The sequence below is a fragment of the Jannaschia seosinensis genome (assembly GCF_001408515.1).
GTDB lineage: Bacteria > Pseudomonadota > Alphaproteobacteria > Rhodobacterales > Rhodobacteraceae > Jannaschia > Jannaschia seosinensis.
In genome coordinates, this window is record NZ_CYPR01000160.1 from 18,526 (window position 1) to 35,254 (window position 16,729).

17 protein-coding genes are annotated in these 16,729 nt (G+C 68.2%); 8 read left to right on the forward strand and 9 right to left on the reverse strand.

Translation table 11 applies throughout. From position 1 onward, the window contains the following. Positions 1-48: 48 nt before the first annotated feature. Positions 49-1,329: a guanine deaminase gene (gene guaD, locus JSE7799_RS11805; protein ID WP_055663787.1), complete on the forward strand. Its 1,281-nt coding sequence runs from the start codon at positions 49-51 to the stop codon at positions 1,327-1,329. A gap of 16 nt (positions 1,330-1,345) precedes the next feature. Here the strand turns inward: guaD and JSE7799_RS20525 are convergent, their stop codons facing one another. Together JSE7799_RS20525 and purB are read right to left on the reverse strand one after the other, a co-directional pair. After that, positions 1,346-1,504, reverse strand: a complete 159-nt coding sequence (locus JSE7799_RS20525; RefSeq protein WP_144431678.1) for an adenylosuccinate lyase — start codon at positions 1,502-1,504, stop codon at positions 1,346-1,348. Between the two features lie 91 nt (positions 1,505-1,595). After that, positions 1,596-2,900, reverse strand: a complete 1,305-nt coding sequence (gene purB, locus JSE7799_RS11810) for an adenylosuccinate lyase (protein WP_055663788.1) — start codon at positions 2,898-2,900, stop codon at positions 1,596-1,598. Between the two features lie 86 nt (positions 2,901-2,986). Here purB and JSE7799_RS11815 point away from each other — a divergent pair, with 86 nt between their 5' ends. The 5 genes from JSE7799_RS11815 (at position 2,987) to JSE7799_RS11835 (ending at position 6,564) form a co-directional block, all read left to right on the forward strand. Further along, complete coding sequence (locus tag JSE7799_RS11815; protein ID WP_055663789.1) at positions 2,987-3,379, forward strand: diacylglycerol kinase; 393 nt, start codon at positions 2,987-2,989, stop codon at positions 3,377-3,379. Beyond that, entirely contained in the window at positions 3,376-3,783 is a 408-nt protein-coding gene (locus JSE7799_RS11820; RefSeq protein WP_055663790.1) for a DUF6314 family protein, read from the forward strand. The genes JSE7799_RS11815 and JSE7799_RS11820 overlap by 4 nt, the downstream gene beginning before the upstream one ends. Before the next feature lie 32 nt (positions 3,784-3,815). Next, a complete protein-coding gene (prfA, locus tag JSE7799_RS11825; RefSeq protein ID WP_055663841.1) occupies positions 3,816-4,883 on the forward strand; it encodes a peptide chain release factor 1 in 1,068 nt (355 codons plus the stop codon). Beyond that, positions 4,880-5,659 carry a peptide chain release factor N(5)-glutamine methyltransferase gene (gene prmC / locus JSE7799_RS11830; RefSeq protein WP_055663791.1) on the forward strand — a complete coding sequence of 260 codons (780 nt, stop codon included), beginning with the start codon at positions 4,880-4,882 and terminating at the stop codon, positions 5,657-5,659. Before prfA ends, prmC begins: the two co-directional genes overlap by 4 nt. A 98-nt stretch (positions 5,660-5,757) precedes the next feature. Beyond that, positions 5,758-6,564, forward strand: a complete 807-nt coding sequence (locus tag JSE7799_RS11835) for a DUF4167 domain-containing protein (protein ID WP_245624871.1) — start codon at positions 5,758-5,760, stop codon at positions 6,562-6,564. A 33-nt stretch (positions 6,565-6,597) separates the two neighbouring features. Here JSE7799_RS11835 and rsmA read toward each other — a convergent pair whose 3' ends face one another. Genes rsmA through lptF form a run of 6 tightly spaced genes read right to left on the reverse strand, consistent with a single transcriptional unit; the run spans position 6,598 to position 13,970 of the window. Then, positions 6,598-7,440, reverse strand: a complete 843-nt coding sequence (gene rsmA / locus JSE7799_RS11840) for a 16S rRNA (adenine(1518)-N(6)/adenine(1519)-N(6))-dimethyltransferase RsmA (protein WP_055663792.1) — start codon at positions 7,438-7,440, stop codon at positions 6,598-6,600. After that, positions 7,437-8,408, reverse strand: coding sequence for a 4-hydroxythreonine-4-phosphate dehydrogenase PdxA (gene pdxA / locus JSE7799_RS11845; protein WP_055663793.1), 972 nt, complete (start codon positions 8,406-8,408; stop codon positions 7,437-7,439). The genes rsmA and pdxA overlap by 4 nt, the downstream gene beginning before the upstream one ends. Beyond that, entirely contained in the window at positions 8,401-9,600 is a 1,200-nt protein-coding gene (locus tag JSE7799_RS11850) for a peptidylprolyl isomerase (protein ID WP_055663794.1), read from the reverse strand. The genes pdxA and JSE7799_RS11850 overlap by 8 nt, the downstream gene beginning before the upstream one ends. Before the next feature lie 10 nt (positions 9,601-9,610). Continuing rightward, positions 9,611-11,743 (reverse strand): LPS-assembly protein LptD, encoded by a 2,133-nt coding sequence (locus JSE7799_RS11855; RefSeq protein WP_055663795.1) that lies wholly within the window; start codon positions 11,741-11,743, stop codon positions 9,611-9,613. Next, positions 11,743-12,846, reverse strand: coding sequence for an LPS export ABC transporter permease LptG (gene lptG / locus JSE7799_RS11860; RefSeq protein WP_055663843.1), 1,104 nt, complete (start codon positions 12,844-12,846; stop codon positions 11,743-11,745). Before lptG ends, JSE7799_RS11855 begins: the two co-directional genes overlap by 1 nt. Beyond that, positions 12,843-13,970, reverse strand: a complete 1,128-nt coding sequence (gene lptF / locus JSE7799_RS11865) for an LPS export ABC transporter permease LptF (RefSeq protein WP_055663796.1) — start codon at positions 13,968-13,970, stop codon at positions 12,843-12,845. Before lptF ends, lptG begins: the two co-directional genes overlap by 4 nt. A gap of 138 nt (positions 13,971-14,108) precedes the next feature. On the opposite strand from lptF, the gene JSE7799_RS11870 reads away from it, so the two are divergent. Next, a complete protein-coding gene (locus JSE7799_RS11870) occupies positions 14,109-15,584 on the forward strand; it encodes a leucyl aminopeptidase (protein ID WP_055663797.1) in 1,476 nt (491 codons plus the stop codon). After that, a complete protein-coding gene (locus JSE7799_RS11875; RefSeq protein ID WP_055663798.1) occupies positions 15,577-16,038 on the forward strand; it encodes a DNA polymerase III subunit chi in 462 nt (153 codons plus the stop codon). The genes JSE7799_RS11870 and JSE7799_RS11875 overlap by 8 nt, the downstream gene beginning before the upstream one ends. A 102-nt stretch (positions 16,039-16,140) precedes the next feature. Here the strand turns inward: JSE7799_RS11875 and JSE7799_RS11880 are convergent, their stop codons facing one another. Continuing rightward, positions 16,141-16,728 carry a retropepsin-like aspartic protease family protein gene (locus JSE7799_RS11880; protein ID WP_055663799.1) on the reverse strand — a complete coding sequence of 196 codons (588 nt, stop codon included), beginning with the start codon at positions 16,726-16,728 and terminating at the stop codon, positions 16,141-16,143. Between the last annotated feature and the right edge of the window lies 1 nt (position 16,729).

The following is a 16,729-nucleotide window of genomic DNA, read 5'->3' on the forward strand; positions in this document are numbered from 1 at the left end:
GTCCGGAAGGGGTAGCGGGCATTTTGCCCCCGGCGTAGGGAGTGCGCCATGACAACGATCCTTCTCGGGCAGACGCTCGCCTTCACCTCCGATCCATTCACAACCGAACCCGCCGATGCCGCGCGCCATGAGACGCATGGGGCGGTGGCGATCGGCGCTGACGGTCGCATCCTCGGCGTGGGGCCGGCGGACGACATATGTGCCGCCCATCCGGAGGCCGCGCGGATCGATCATGGCGATGCGCTGATCCTGCCGGGCTTCGTGGATGCGCATGTGCATTATCCGCAGACCGCGATGATTGCCTCTTGGGGCAAGCGGCTGATCGACTGGCTCAACAGCTATACCTTTCCCGAAGAGGCGCAGTTCTTCGATCCGGCCTATTCCGCCGAGATTGCGGATCGTTACCTCGACCTCGCGCTGGCGAACGGGACGACGTCGTTCTGTACCTTTTGCACGATCCATCCCGGCAGCGTCGATGCGATCTTCGAGGCGGCGGGGCGGCGGAACATGGGTGTCTGGGCTGGCAAGACCTGTATGGACCGCAATGCGACTGCCAACCTTCACGACACGGTGCGGTCGGCCTACGACGACAGCGCCGCGCTTCTGGCGAAGTGGCACGGGGTGGGGCGCGCGTCGTATGTGATCACGCCGCGTTTCGCGCCGACCTCCTCGCGCGAACAGCTTGAGGCGCTGGGTGCGCTCTGGGCGGCGCATCCGGACTGTCTGATGCAGACGCATCTGAGCGAGCAGACCGACGAGATCGCCTGGGTTGCGGAGCTGTTCCCCGAGGCGCGCGATTATCTCGATGTCTATGAGGCGCACGGGCTTTTGGGGACGAATGGCCTATACGGCCACGCGATTCACTTGAGCGCGCGGGAACGGGACCGGCTGGCCGAGGTTGGCGCGGCGGTGACGCATTGTCCGACGTCGAACACGTTCATCGGCTCCGGGCTGTTCGACATGGAGCTTGCGTCGCGGATGCGGGTGGGTTTGGCCACCGATACCGGCGGGGGGTCCAGTTTTTCCATGCTGCGCACAATGGCCGCCGCTTACGAAATTGCGCAGTTGCGTCGCAACGCCCTGCACCCGGCGCAGCTTTTGTGGCTGGCGACGGAGGGCTCGGCGAACGCGCTCGGCTCGGGCGAGATCGGGCGTCTGGCGCCGGGCGCGATGGCGGACCTCGTGGTCCTGGATCTCGCGTCCACTCCGGCCATCGCGCAACGATCCGCGCGGGCGGACGATATCTGGCAGACGGTGTTCCCAACGATCATGATGGGCGACGACCGCGCCGTCGCACGCGTTTATGTGGCGGGGCAGGCGGTCGATTAAGTTTCCGCCCGACGGCTCAACTCGTCGTGTCGGCGACGCAGCTTTGCGTGGCGGCGTCGTAGGAGGTGCCGGGCGCGCAGGACGTCGTCACTCGCTCGCCCTTGCTCCAGTTGCATTGGGCCGTGGCGAGACCGGGGGCCGCGACGAGCGCGGCGGCGATGAGGAGGAACTTCATGACTGTCTCCTGGCTACTTGAGGTGACGTAAGGGTAGCGTCTCTCCCGCAGGACGCAAATCGCGAAGTGTCGCAGGCGGAGCCGCGCGCCCTCAGTTCCCGAAGACGCGGGCGAAGATCGTGTCCACGTGCTTGGTGTGATAGCCGAGGTCGAATTTCTCGCGGATCTCCTCCTCCGAAAGCGCGTTGCGGACATCCTGATCCGCCAGAAGCTCCGTCTCGAAATCCGCGCCCGCCTCCCAGACCTTCATCGCGTTGCGCTGGACGAGGGAATAGGCATCCTCGCGCGACACGCCCGCCTGCGTCAGCGCCAGAAGGACACGCTGCGACATGACGAGGCCGCGGAACTTGTTCATGTTGGCCAGCATGCTCTCGGGATAGACGACCAGCTTGTCGATCACGCCGGTCAGACGGGCCAGCGCGAAGTCGAGCGTGATCGTCGCGTCCGGCCCGATCATCCGCTCGACCGAGGAATGGGAGATGTCGCGCTCGTGCCAGAGCGCCACGTTTTCCAGCGCCGGCGTCACCGCAGAGCGGACCATGCGTGCGAGGCCCGTCAGGTTCTCGGTCAGGACCGGATTGCGCTTGTGCGGCATCGCGCTCGACCCTTTCTGACCGGCGGAGAAGAACTCTTCCGCTTCCAGAACCTCGGTGCGCTGCATGTGGCGGATTTCGGTCGCCACGTTCTCGATGCTGCTGGCGACCACGCCGAGCGTGGCGAAGAAGGCGGCATGGCGATCGCGGGGGATTACCTGGGTCGAGATCGGTTCCGGCTGCAGGCCCAGCTGTTCGCAGACATGCTCCTCCACGCGCGGATCGACATTGGCGAACGTTCCGACCGCGCCCGAGATCGCGCCGGTCGCCACCTCGTCGCGCGCGGTGCGCAGGCGGCGGAGGTTGCGGTCCATTTCGGCGTAGAAGCGTGCGAAGGTCAGGCCCATCGTCGTGGGCTCGGCATGGATGCCGTGGCTGCGGCCGATGCGAACGGTGTCCTTGTGCTCATGCGCGCGGCGCTTCAGCGCGGCGAGCAGCGCCTCCATGTCGGCGATCAGGATGTCGGCGGCGCGGGTCAGCTGGATGTTGAACGTCGTGTCGAGCACGTCCGACGAGGTCATGCCCTGATGGACAAACCGCGCCTCGTCCGCGCCCACGATTTCGGCCAGGTGGGTAAGGAAGGCGATGACGTCGTGCTTCGTCACTGCCTCGATCTCGTCGATCCGGGCCACGTCGAACTCCGCATCCTTCGCGCGCCACACGGCCTCGGCGTTCGCCCGCGGGATCACGCCCAGATCGGCCATCGCGTCGCAGGCATGGGCCTCGATTTCGAACCAGATGCGGAATTTGGTCTCGGCCGACCAGACGGCGACCATTTCGGGGCGGGAATAGCGGGGGATCATCGGCAGAGCCTTTCGGTGGGGGCGCGTCTGGCGGTAAGGTCGCGTGCGTCATAGGGTGCGCACATTCGCCCTGCAAGGAACCGCCGATGACCCCGCCGACGCCGCCGGCAAAAAGCACAAAGCCCGTCCACCTGCATCTGTTCGCGACACTCGGCTATTCGATCGCCGGCGGACGATTCCTTTTGCGGCAGCGGGCGGCGCAATTGCAGGTCTGGCTGGGCGTGGTGACGTCGATCGCGTTCGCGCTCGCCGGGGTGGGGCTGGATCAGTGGGCGGTGATGCTGGCGCTCTTCGTGGCTTCGCTGGCGGTCGAGGCGCTCAACAGCGCGATAGAGCTGACGGTCGACCGGCTCTCTCCGGAGATCAGCGAATACGGTCGTGACGCGAAGGATCTGGGCAGTTTCGCCGTCTTCTGCGCGCTCGTGATCTTCGGCGGCCACGCGCTTTGGGTGCTGGCCGCCGTTTTGCTGACGCAATGAAGCCGAACGAACGTCTTGCCGCGCTGGCCGGGCGCTGGCGGATTGCCCGCGTGATCCGGCATGCCGATGGCGGCACCGCCCGGATGCGCGGTACCGCGGAATGGCTGGCCGAGGGCGTTGGCCTCCGCTGCGTGGAGGAGGGGATGCTGGAGCAGGATGGCCGGCCCTTCGCCGCACGGCGTGAGACGCTGTGGCGCGCGACTGCCGGGGCGATCGACGTCCGCTTCGCCGATGGCCGGCCCTTCCACGTGATCGACGGGGGAACGAGCCGCCACGATTGCGCGCCCGACCTGTACGAGTTGCGATACGACTTCGCCGCTTGGCCGCATTGGTCCGTGCGTTGGCGTGTGGTCGGGCCGCGCAAGAACTACCGCGCGCTCACCCGCTACTGCCGCGAGGCTTGACCGCGCCGGGTCCGCGCCGCATCACGCCGGGCATGGATGCGCCGACCCTTCCCCAAGACCGCCTCGACCAGATCGTGGCCCGTTTCGAATTCGTCGAGGCGCGGATGAATGCCGGTCCCGCGGCCGAGGAAATCGGCCCCCTGTCGCGCGAATATTCCGAGCTGCGGCCCGTGGTCGAGGAGATCCGCCGCCTGCGCGCGCTGGCGCTTCAGATCGACGAGGCGGAGGCGATGCTGTCCGATCCTGAAATGCGCGAATTGGCTGAGGCGGAGTTGCCCGATCTGCGCGAGGCGCACGAAGCGGCCGCGCGGTCGCTGCAGATCGCGCTGTTGCCGAAGGATGCGGCCGATTCGCGGCCTGCGATCCTGGAGATCCGGCCCGGCACCGGGGGCGAGGAGGCGGCGCTGTTCGCCGGCGACCTCGAGGCGATGTATCGCCGCTATGCCGAAGGTCGCGGCTGGCGGGTGGAGATCGTCGAGCGGCAGGAATCGGATCTCGGCGGCGTGCGGGATCTCGTCGCGCGGATCGAGGGGGAGAACGTCTTCGCGCGCCTCAAATTCGAAAGCGGCGTCCACCGTGTACAGCGCGTTCCCGCGACCGAGAGCGGCGGCCGCATCCACACCTCGGCCGCCACCGTTGCCGTGCTGCCGGAGGCCGAGGCGGTCGAGATCGACATCCCGCAATCCGACATCCGCATCGACACGATGCGCGCGTCGGGCGCCGGCGGGCAGCACGTCAATACGACCGATTCGGCGGTACGCATCACGCACCTGCCCACGGGGCTTGTGGTGACGAGCAGCGAGAAATCGCAGCACCGCAACCGCGAGATCGCGATGAATGTCCTGCGTGCCAAGCTCTACGAGGCGCAGCGCGCGGCCGCAGATGCCGAGCGCTCGGCCGACCGGCGCGCGCAGGTCGGGACGGGCGACCGCAGCGAACGGATCCGGACGTATAACTTCCCGCAGGGGCGCATGACGGATCACCGGATCAATCTCACGCTCTACCGGCTGGAGGCGGTGATGCAGGGGGACCTCGACGAGGTGATCGACGCCCTGACCGCCGACCTGCAGGCGCAGCAGCTGGCCGAGATGGCGGGATGAGCGACGCCGTTGCGCGCCTGCGCGCGGCAGGGGTGCCGAACCCGGCGGGCGATGCGGCGCGGCTTGCCCGGCATTTCAACGGCCCGGCCCTGGATGCGGCAATCGCGCGGCGCGTGGCGCGTGAACCGGTGTCGCATATCCTCGGGCGGCGGGCCTTCTGGAACCACGAATTCGAGGTCGGGCCCGATGTGCTCGACCCCCGCCCGGATACCGAGACGCTGATCGAGGCGGCGCTTACGGTGTCATTCGACCGTGTGCTCGATCTCGGGACGGGGTCGGGCTGTATCCTGCTGTCGCTCTTGGCCGAGCGGGAGCGTGCGGTCGGAGTCGGCACGGACATCTCCGGCGCCGCGCTGGCCGTCGCTGCCCGCAATGCGGCGCGGCTGGACTTGGCCGAACGTGCGGAGCTGATCCGCTCGGACTGGCTTGCCGAGGTTCAGGGGCGGTTTGACCTCATCGTCTCCAATCCTCCCTACATTGCCGAGGACGAGATGGCGGATTTGCAGCCCGAAGTCCGGGAGTGGGAGCCCCAAATCGCTCTCACGCCCGGCGGTGACGGGTTGGATGCCTACCGCATCATTGCGCGCGACGCACCTGAGCACCTCGTCCCCGGCGGTCGGCTGATCGTCGAGATCGGGACAGGGCAGGGCGCGGCGGTGGAAACGTTGTTCGGCGAAGCCGGATTGGTCGAAATCACCCGTTCGCGGGACCTGAATGGCCACGACCGCGTCGTTTCGGCGGAAAAAACCCGCCGACCGGGGCGAATCCGCTTGTAAACCCCGGGAGCGGAACCCATAACGACAGGGCATCCAGCGAACGACGCAGCGCGCGTCCCGGTTGCACCGCCCGATCACCCCGGACCCAGTCGACCCGTATGACGGGCACGGTCCCCGGCAATAACCATCGGATAATTATTCGCATGAGAAGCAGTAAGTCCCGTTCGCGGAACAAGAACCGTAACCGCAACCCGAACAGCGGCGGGAATATTGTCAACCGCGTGTTCGACAGCTCCGGCCCCGAAGGCAAGGTGCGCGGCACGCCTGCGCAGGTCATCGAGAAGTACAACCAGCTGGCCCGCGATGCGCAACTTTCGGGCGACCGCGTCGCCGTCGAGAATTTCCAGCAGCATTCCGAGCATTACACCCGTATGCTGGCCGCGGCTCAAAAAGAGATAGATGCGCGGCAGCAGCAGAACCAGCAAAGTGGCCAAGGCAACCAGCAGGGCGGGCAGGCTAACCAGCAGGGTGGCCAAGACAACCAGCAGGGCCGCAGTGACGGTCAGCAAGGCCGAGGTGACGGTCAGCAGGGGCGTGGCGAGAACCAGCAGACCCGCGGCGAAGGCAACCAGCAGGACGATTCGCAAAATGCGGCTCCGCAGGGTGGTGGCAAGCAGGGTGGAAATCGTCGCAAGGATCGCGCGCCGCGCGAGGCCAAGCCCGTCGATCAGTCCTCAGAGCAGCCCTCGGAGCCGCCGGCAGCGGCCGCCTCCGGCCCGGTCGAGACGCCGGAGAGCGACGTCACCGAGCCGCAGCCGAAGCCCGAGAAGCCCAAGCGCACCCGTACGCGCCGCAAGGCGCCGGCCGCCGTCGAAGGCGAAGCCGCGGTAAAGGGTGAAGCCCCCGCCAAGGACGAGACCGTGACCAAGGGCGACACGCCCGCCGAAGCGGAAAGCAGCGACTGAACCGATGCGTCCGAAGCCCGGCGAGGCCGGGTTTCAGGCGCGTTTTACTTCGCGGGCCAGCGCGCACCATCCTTCGAGCGGCACCTGCTCGGCCCGGTCGGTCGGATTGAGTCCGGCCGCGCGCAGCCGATCCTCCACATCCGGCACCAGCCCCTTGAGGGCGGCACGCAGCATTTTGCGCCGCTGATTGAACCCCTTGGCCACCACTCGTTCCAAAACGGCAGGATCGGCGGCGAAGCGGGGCGCGGGCAGGGCGGTCAGATGCACGACCGCCGACGAGACCTTGGGCGGCGGGGTGAATGCCTCGGGCGGCAGCGTCATCGCGATCCGCGTATCGCAACGCCATTGCGCAAGCACAGCGAGCCGGCCGTAGGCCTTCGATCCCGGCGTGGCCACGATCCGCTCCGCGACCTCGCGCTGAAACATCAGCGTCAGGCTCTGCCACGCGGGCGGCCATTCCGGCGGCGTTAGCCAGCGCACCAGAAGCTCCGTTCCCACATTGTAGGGCAGGTTCGCGACGACTCGCCACGGAGCGGCCAGCCGCGCGGCGGCATCGACCTCCAGCGCGTCGCCGTTCACGACCTCCAATCGCCCCGGATAATGCGCGGCAATCTCGGCCAGCGCGGGCAGGCAACGGGCGTCCTTCTCGATGGCCAGAACCCGCCGCGCGCCCTCAGCCAGCAATCCGCGCGTGAGCCCGCCGGGGCCCGGTCCGACCTCCAGCACGTCGACGCCGTCGAGCGGCCCGCCGACGCGTGCAATGCGCGCCGTCAGGTTCAGGTCGAGCAGGAAGTTCTGACCCATCGACTTCTTCGCGCGCAGATCATGCGCCGCGATGACGTCGCGCAACGGCGGCAGGTCGTCGATCCGGCTCAAACCTCGCGACCTCTCCGCCCGGCCATGTCCCATGCCATGCGGATTGCCGCCTGCATCGATGTCGGGTCGGCGCGGCCGGTGCCCGCGATGTCGAAGGCGGTGCCGTGATCGGGGGAGGTCCGAATGAACGGCAGGCCGAGCGTGACATTCACGCCGCCCGCAAAGTCGATCGTCTTGATCGGGATCAGCGCCTGATCGTGGTACATGCAGACGGCCGCATCGTATCGTGCGCGCGCAGCTTCGTGAAACATCGTGTCGGCGGGAAGCGGGCCGAAACAGCCCAGTTCCGGCGCAAGCCGGGCGACGAGGCCGGTGATCCAGTCCACCTCCTGCTGGCCCATCGTGCCGCCCTCGCCGGCATGCGGGTTGAGACCCGCAACCGCGATCCGTGGCCGCGCGAGGCCGAAATCGCGCACCAGTCCCGCATGCGTCACGCGCAGGGCGGTCTCGAGCGCATCGGGCGTCAGCGCGGCGGGCACATCCGACAACGCGATGTGAATGGTCGCGGGCACCACGCGGAGCGCATCGCAAGCCAGCATCATCACGACATTTGCCCCGCCCGCCAAGGCGGCCAGATATTCGGTGTGGCCGGGATGCGGAAAGGCCGCGCCGTCCTTGAGCGCCTTCTTATGGATCGGCGCGGTCACCACCCCCGAAGCCGCGCCCGAACTCGCCAGTTCGACGGCCCGTGCGATGGAGGAGACGATCCCCGGCGCCTGCGCAGGATCGGGGCGACCGGGTCGTGCCGGACCGGGCACATCGTGCGGCAGGATGCAGAGCGCGTCGGGCGTGGCTTCCTCCGGCGCCGCGATCACGCGCGTTTCGACGCCGAAACCCGCGAAATGGTCCGGGTTTCCCAGCACGAAGAACGGCACGCCCGCGGTGAGCGCGCGCGCCTTGGCGACGATCTCCGGCCCGACGCCCGCGGGTTCGCCGCAGGTCACGGCGAGCGGGGGGCGCTCATTCATAGGAGATGACGGCATCGGCGCGCAGTTCGTCGAGATAGCTCTGCGCGTAGCTGGTCAGGCGCTGGTTGAGGATCTGCTGACCGACGGCCTGGAACATGTCCTCCGACGGCGCGACCGGGCGTTCGCAGAGCATCACGAAGCGCAGGTTGCCTCCCGCCGTCAGCCGGGTCGACACCTCGCCCGGATCGAGGCGGCCGAGTTCCTGCCGCAGATCGGCGGGCAGGGCTGAAACATCGCGCGTCTCGCGGATCAGCCGTTCCGCCGGCTCGCCCTGCGCAATGCCGTAGAGATCGTCGCAGGTGTCGACCCGCGCCCGCAGCTGCCCCGCGGTGCTCAGCGCTTCGGGGCTGCGGCCGCCGGGGATGAGGTATTCGGCGTAATCCACGGTCGGTCCCTCGCGCGGGGCGCCGCCCGTCTCGTCGAGGCCGCGCAATTGGAACAGCGCGATGAAGCCGCCGAGATTGACCGGGTCCGACACCTCGCCCGGTTCCAGTGTCAGGACCTGACCGGCAATGGCGGGGGAGATTTCCGACAGACTCACCCAGTCGAGGCGCCCGCCCGCTTGCGCCGTGGTGGAGCGCGAATACGTGCGCGCGGCCTGCGCGAACGCGGCCTCGCTACGGATTTCGTTGGAAAGGCGGTCCGCCAGGGCGGCAACCTGTTCCTGTGTCTCGGGCGTCAGGGGCAAGGCGATCTCGGAGAGGAGCAGCCGCACATCACCGCGCTCGCCATAGGACAGGGTGCGCGTCACCTCCGCCTCCGAAGGACGGGCATCCGGACCGAAACGTCGCTGCACGAGTTGCCGCCAGAGCAGGCCGTTGCGCACGAAGTCGCGGAACGTCTCCTGCGCCACGCCGGCGCGTCCGAGCGCGGCGACAAATTCCTCGACGGGCAGGTTCGCGCGGCCCGCAAATTCCGACAGCCCGGCCTGGAGCGCGTCATCGGCGACCTCAATCCCGGCGGCGCGGGCTGCCTGCGCCTGCAGCCGCTCATCCACCAGCGTCCGGGTCACGCTTTCGACATCGGCCCCGGGCGCGCGCAGAAGCGACAGGAAAAGCGCGCGCTGCTGCACCTCGTAATTGGTGATCGCGTTGCCGTTCACCTTGGCCGCCGCCGAAAACGGGTTCTGCGCCATGGCGGGGGCGCCAAAAGCCAGAAAGGCCGCAAGGGCCGCCACCAGAAGTCTCGTCATCGCCCGCCCCTCACAATCCGCAGCGCCGCCGTTTCACCGGGCGATCATCCGCGCCGAACCCTGCCAACTCCACCCCCAGCCCGAACCGTGTTGTGGGTTCAAGGTCATCGGAGGAGGTAAAGCGCCGCTCCACGTCGAAATCCACCGTGACGCAATCCGACCGGTAGGTCAGGCCCAGACCGGCGCGGCTGGCCTCATCATCGACGAAGTCATAACGCCAGTTGACGCGGCCCGTCCAGTCGCGAGCCAGGTCGTAGGCCGCGTCGACCTCCCATTCGCCGGTATTGCTGAACCGTTCGGCGCCGACATCCTCGTCGAGCCACGTGTAACGCGTCGAGAGGGCGTGGCGCGGGCCGCTCCATCTCAGGATCGTCTCGGAGGAAGAGAAGGAAAACGCGTCGGAGAACAGCGACCGGTTCATGACCAGAAAGGCGTCGCGCCACTCCGCCTCGACCGACACAAGCCAATCGGAGGCGGTGCCGCCAAGACCGGTGCCGTCGCGGAACTGCTCGAGATCCTCGGCACGCCAGACGCGGCCGACCGTCCCCCCAAGGTTCCAGCCGGTCGGGTCGTAGCGCGTATAGCTGACGCCCGCGTTCAGGCGGTTGCCCAGTTCGCGCGTGTCGCGCCCGGGAAAGCGGTTGGGCGAGAACAGGTTACCCTCGTCGAATTCGGGGGTGAGGCTGTCCTCGTTCGGCGTGCGCGAGACGTTGGTGGGCGCCAGGATCACCTGCGCCACCGGCTCGATCACGTGGCGCACGCCGCCGGGATCGCGCCGGGCCAGCGGCAGGCGCACCTCCAACCCCGCATAGGGCACGGCGCGGGCGAAGAGACGGTCCTCGAAGGTCGGGTCGTCGGTGACGTGGTAGGTGTCGAGGTGGAAGCCCGCGAGCCCCGTCAGGACGAAGCCGTCCGCCGTGATTTCGCTGCGCCGCCAGTCGAGCCCCGCCGAAAGCCGTCGCACGTCGCGCGCGGCATTGTCCGGCCCGTCCGCCGGAATCTCGCTGGCCGCACGCCGGCGCGCATGGGCCTGAAGCGTCCAGATGAGTTGGCCGCCATAGACCTCACGCGGAACGCGGCGCGTCCTCTCTACCGTCAGGACCGGCGTGGGGAGATAACGATTTTGCTCGTCCGCGCGCAGGGTGTTGAAGGCGACGATCTCCGCGACGAACAGATCATCACGGTCGATGCGGCCGATGGAAAGACTGCTCTCGAGTCGGTCACGTTCGTCGATCCCGTAATCCAGCAGGTAGGTATCGTCGGTGACCAGTTGCAGGTCGAAATCGAGCCGGTAATCCCGCGGCAATGCGAAGGTGCCGTCGGCGAACAGGTAGCCGCGCGTCTCGTCGGGCCGGACCTGATCGGTGGCGAGCGCGCCGATCGCCTCGACCGCGCCGTTGTCGAAAGCCTGCCGGTAGCGGAAGCCGAGGGCGCGGGCTTCGCGGTTGGTCACGAAGGGCGACAGCGTGATGTCGCGCGACGGGCCGAGGGGGATGAAATACGGCAGCGTGACACCGGTCCCGAGCTGGTCGTCGGTCGTGAAACGCGGCGCGAGAAGACCGCGCGAGCGCATGACCGTCGGATCGGGCAGGCGCAGCGTCGGAAGCCACGCCACCGGCACGCCCGCCACCTCGAACCGTGCGCCCTCGAAGTAGAGCTGCCCCTCCTCCTTGTCGTGGACGATGCGGCGGGCGCGGATCTGCCACAGCGGCACGGGGTTCTCGGCGCAGACCGTGCAGGATGACGCGACGGTCTGGTAAAGCTCTGTGTACCGCCCTTCGGCGCCCGTCGCGGCCTCGGTCGCCGAAATCTGAAGCCGCCGGTCGAGGACCAGCCGCGCACCTTGCACCACGCTGTTGCGCAGATCCGCGGAGAGCGACGCGTAGTCGGCGACCAGCACCGTATCCGGCCCGTCGATCAGCGTCACATCGCCGTCGACGATGACGCGGTCCTCGTCGCGCAGGTAGGTGATCCGGTCGGCCCGCAGGATGCGCCCGTCGGCGAATATCTCGACCTTGCCCGACGCAACGAGCCGGTCTTGGTCGAAATCGATCCGGTCGGCGACCAGCGTGGCGGGCCCCTCCTGCGCCAGGGCGGGCAGGGAAAGGACGAGCCAGGCGAAGATCAGGCGAAGGGCCCGCATCAGCCGTCCTCCAGTTGCAGGATGATCCCCGAGGCCAGCAGGATTGCCGCGACCGGCGGCGCCCAGGCGGCCAACACGACGGGGATCTGTCCGTTTTCGCCCAGAACCTGCGCGAAATTGCGCAAGAAGAAGACGCCGAACCCCAGAAGCAGCGCGGTCAGAACCATCACGCCCGACCGTCCCGCCCGCGCATGGCGCATTGAAAAGGCCGCGCCAATCATCACCATCGCGGCCAGCATGATTGGGTTCGCCAGCTCCATCTGCAGCCAGACGCGGTGCGTGCGTCCCGAAAAGCCCGCCGCGTCGAGCTGCGCGATAAAGCCGGGCAGCTGGAAGATCGGGATGGAGGAGGGGACGCCGAAGCTGTCGCGGATCTGGGCGCGTGTGAGGGTCGATGCCAGCGTCATCTGCCGCACGTTCAGCGAGCCCCGCTCCGGGTTGGCGGAGACACCGAGCGGCCAGCGCTTGGCGTCCTCCAGAAGCCAGCCGCGTTCCGTCAGCTCAGCCCGCGCGACGTCGATCCGCTCGATCGGGGTGCCGTCCGCATCGAAGACGATGAACGTGGCGTCGAACAGGATCGTGCCGTCCAGAGACGACCGGGCCGCCCGGATCACCGTCTGTCCCGACCCGTCGCCCTGGCGCAGCCACACGCCCTCCTCGCTGACCGATAGGATCGAGGAGGTGCCGCCGCCGGTCCGCCATTGCGCGACCTCGCGCTCGTAGATGCCCTGCGTCGCCGCGACGATCGGATTGACCACCGCCAGCGCCGCCACCCCAAGCATCAGCGCCGCCGCGACCGGCGCCCAGACCGCGCGGAAACCCGAACGCCCCGCGGCCCGGATCACCACCAGCTCGGACGACCGCGCCAGCGACAGGAACAGCGCGAGCGTCGACAGGATCACGATCAGCGGCAGGATCTGGTAGAGCGCGGCGGGCAGGTTCAGCAGAGCCAGCCGCAGCCCGTCGCCCACGCCCGCCCCGTCGTCGCCGAGGCGGCGCAACTGCTCCATCAGGTCGATCGGGACGAGAAGACCCGTGAAGACCAGCGACACGATGAAGACGAGCCACGCAAACCGCCGCGCGAGATAGCGGGACAGGATCATGCCGCGACCCCGCGCCAAGGCCGCTTGCCCCGCGTATCGCGCCACACGAGCCCGACCCCGAGTGCAAGCGTCAGCAAAGCCGGCAGATAGATGGCCCACCACAACGACGCGTCCTGCAGGGCCGCATTCTCGGCGATGTTCGACAGAAGGGTCAGCAGGACCGCCGCGACCACGGCGCCCACGATCTGCCGCCAGAGGCCAAGCCGCGAATAGGTGCCGAGCATCAGGAAACCAAGTGCCATGAGCGGCAGGGCGAGGGCGAAGATCGCCTCGGAGAAGCGGACATGCCCCTCGTAGCGAAGTTCCGCCACATCGTCGCCTGTCATCGCCTGCACATCCGGGCCGGCGGCGAGAAGGGCGGGTGTGAAGAGCTCTCTCGGGTCGCGCCGCCGCTCGCCGCTGCGTCCTTGCGACAGGCTGGCGAGGTCGTAGGCGAAATCCTCGAACCGCGTCACCACCAGGTTCCGCGACGCCACATCCAGCGTCTGCGCCATCCCGTTCAGCATCACCAGCCGCGTCTCGCCTCCGTTGCCTGCGCGAACGAGATAGGCGCTTTCGGCGGTGTAGGCGGTGCGCGTCGCCTCGCTGCGCCGATCCTCGAGGAACAGGCCCAGAAGCTCGCCGCGTTCGGTGATTTCGCGGACATAGACGGTCATGCCGGTGCCGGGGTGCAGGAATTCCCCCTCCTGCAGGAACCGCGCGGTGATGTCGCGGCTCAATTCGTCGCCCCGCTCGGCCAGGGCCGTACGTGACAGCGGCACCAGGAGGTGCCCCAGCACCGAAACCATCAGCGCCACGGCCAGACCGAAGATCAGGACCGGCCGGGCCAACCGCCACGGCCCGATCCCCGTCGTGCGGGCGACGGTCAGCTCGCTGTCGGAGGACAGGCGGTTCAGGCCGTAGAGCGTCGCCACCAAAGCCGAAACCGGCAGGACAACGTGAATAACGTTGGGCAGCGCCAGCGCCGTGAATTCCAAGAAGGTCCACAGGTTCGACCCGCCCGCGATCAGGCGGTCGAACAGGCCGATCGCGCGGTTCACCCAATAGACGGCGACCAGCACCAGGCTGAAGAACCCGAAATAGACCATGAGCGACCCGGCGAGGTAGCGATCGAACAGCGTCATGCGATCCCCCCTTCGGCCAGCCCGCGGGCCCTTCCTAGCGGCCCCGGCGGGGGCGTCAAAGCCCCCCTTCGTCATGCCCGCTGGAAACCGGCGCGCGCGCGCCCTAGGGTCGCGGCGAAATCAGACTCGGAGACAGACATGACCCAGCCCGCTTCCGTCACATTCGCCGCAATCGACCTCGACGCGCTGCCCGAAACGGAGGGCGTTATCGCCGCCATCGTCGGCCCGGACGGCAAGATCGGCGCCGAGGCGCGGCGGCTTTCGCGGCTGACCAAGGGAGCGGTCGCGCGGGCCGTGGAATCGCCCGCGTTCGAGAAGCTTTCCGAAGGCGACGTGCTGGAACTTGGCTATCCCGCGGGTCTTGCGGCGTCCACGGTCGCGCTCGTCAAGCTGGACCGCAAGTCCGACGCGAAGACGGCGACGGAGGCGGGTGCCAAGCTCTCGGCCCTGCGCAAGGCCCGGCCGCTCACCCTGCTGGCGGGGGCGCACAAGGCCGCTCGCGATCTGGCTTTCGGCGCGGTGCTGCGCGGCTATGACTTCGACGACCACAAGACCGGCGACAAGGAGGAGGTCGCCCCGATCACCGTGATGACCAAGGCGCCCGAGGAGGACGAGACCGCGTTCGCCGATCTGCGCGCGCAGGCGGAGGGCGTATTCCTGACCCGCGATCTGGTCAACATGCCGGCCAACATCCTCGACCCCGTCAGCTTTGCCGAGCGCCTGACGCAGCTTCGGGATCTCGGCGTGGAGGTCGAGGTGCTGGAGGAGGACGAGCTGGAGAAGCTCGGGATGCGCGCGCTGCTCGCCGTGGGGCGTGGCTCGGAGAAGCCCTCCAAGGTCGTCACGATGCAGTGGAAGGGCGGCGGCGACGCGGCCCCCCTCGCGCTGGTCGGCAAGGGCGTGACCTTCGACACGGGCGGGATTTCGCTGAAGCCCTCTGCGGGGATGGAGGACATGACGATGGATATGGGCGGTGCCGGCACCGTCGCGGGAGTGATGCACACGCTCGCCGCGCGAAAGGCGCCCGCCAACGTCGTCGGCCTCGTGGGGCTGGTCGAGAACATGCCCGACGGCCGCGCGCAACGGCCGGGCGATGTGGTCGTCTCGATGAAGGGCGACACGATCGAGGTCATCAACACCGATGCCGAAGGCCGGCTCGTCCTGTGCGACGTGATGTGGTATGCGCAGGACAAGTTCGCCCCCGCCGCGATGATCGACCTCGCCACGCTGACCGGCGCCATCGTCATCGGCCTCGGCCACGAGAATGCGGGCGTGTTCTCCAACGACGACACCCTGGCCGATGCGTTCCTGCGGGCCGCCGCGGGCGAGAGCGAGGGCGCGTGGCGGATGCCTCTGGGCAAGGCCTACGACAAGCTTCTGAAGTCGCGCGTGGCGGATATGAAGAACGTCGGCGGCCGGCCGGCGGGCTCCATCACCGCGGCGCAGTTCCTGCAGCGCTTCGTGAAGGACGACATGCCGTGGATCCATCTGGACATCGCGGGTGTGGCGTCGGTCTCGGGGGGCACCGCGCTGGCACCGGCCGGGGCGACGGGCTGGGGCGTGCGCGCGCTCGACCGGTTGGTGCGCGACAGCTACGAGACGGCGGGTGGGTGACGTCTATTTCTACCACCTGACCAATCGGTCGGTGGAGGAGGCGCTGACTCCGCTCCTGACCCGCGCGCTGGCCCAAGGCTGGCGCGTGGCGCTGCGCGGGCGCGATGCCGGGCGGCTTGACCGGCTTGACGCCGCGCTGTGGCAGGGGCCGAACGATGCCTTCCTGCCGCATGGCCGGGCGGGCGGGCCCCACGATTCGCGCCAGCCGGTCCTGCTGACGACCGGGGTGGCGACGAACGATCCGGTCTGCCTGATGGGCGTGGATGGTGCGGAAATCGATGCTGACGAAGTGACGAAGATGACCCGGACATGCATCCTGTTCGACGGACTGGATGGTGACGCGCTGTCGCGGGCGCGCACGCAATGGAAGGCGCTGACCGACGCCGGATGCTCCGCGCGCTACTGGTCGGAGGAATCCGGCAAGTGGGAGGAGAAGGCGTCGCGTAACGTCTGAGCGGGCGGAGGCGAGGCTCTGGCCTCCGCAGGACGCCTTGCGGGCAAATCTTCAATCCTTTGGGTGGGGTCTCCGTCCGGCCGTTCGCGTGGCGCCCACAGGTCAGCGGATCAGGCGTAGCGTCCCATCCTCGATCTCTATCCGTCCGAACGTGTTCAGGTAGGACATGCCGAGGAGGCTCTGGTTCAGCGCGCCCTCATTGACGATGGCACGCACGCCTTCGTCCGTCAGCCCGCCGAGGGACACCTCGTCGAGCCAGACCGGCGCGGTCCGGACGATGCCGTTCGCGGTCGCCGCCTCGCCCATGTAGCGCAGGGTCTGAAGATCGAGGCCTGCACGCACGGCGTCCGCCTGGCTCAGCACGATTTCCGAGGCACCGGTATCGACCACGAACTGGATCGGCGTGCCGTTGACCTCCAGCGTCATGAAGTAATGCCCGCCGCGCCCGCGCGGCACCTCGACGACGGTGCCGTCGACTTCGGTCAGAACAGTTTGCTGGGGCAGGGCGGCTTGCTTGATGTCTTCCCAGTAGCCGAAGACGAGCACGCCGCCGACGAAGATGAAGAACCAGATCGCCGCCTGCTGCGCGACCTGCGACAAACGCTGGCGGTTGGCCACGAGGTAGCCCCCGGCGATCACGATGCCGAAGAGCGAGAGGTAGATGAGGGAAGCTGTGTTGTCCGCTGTCATG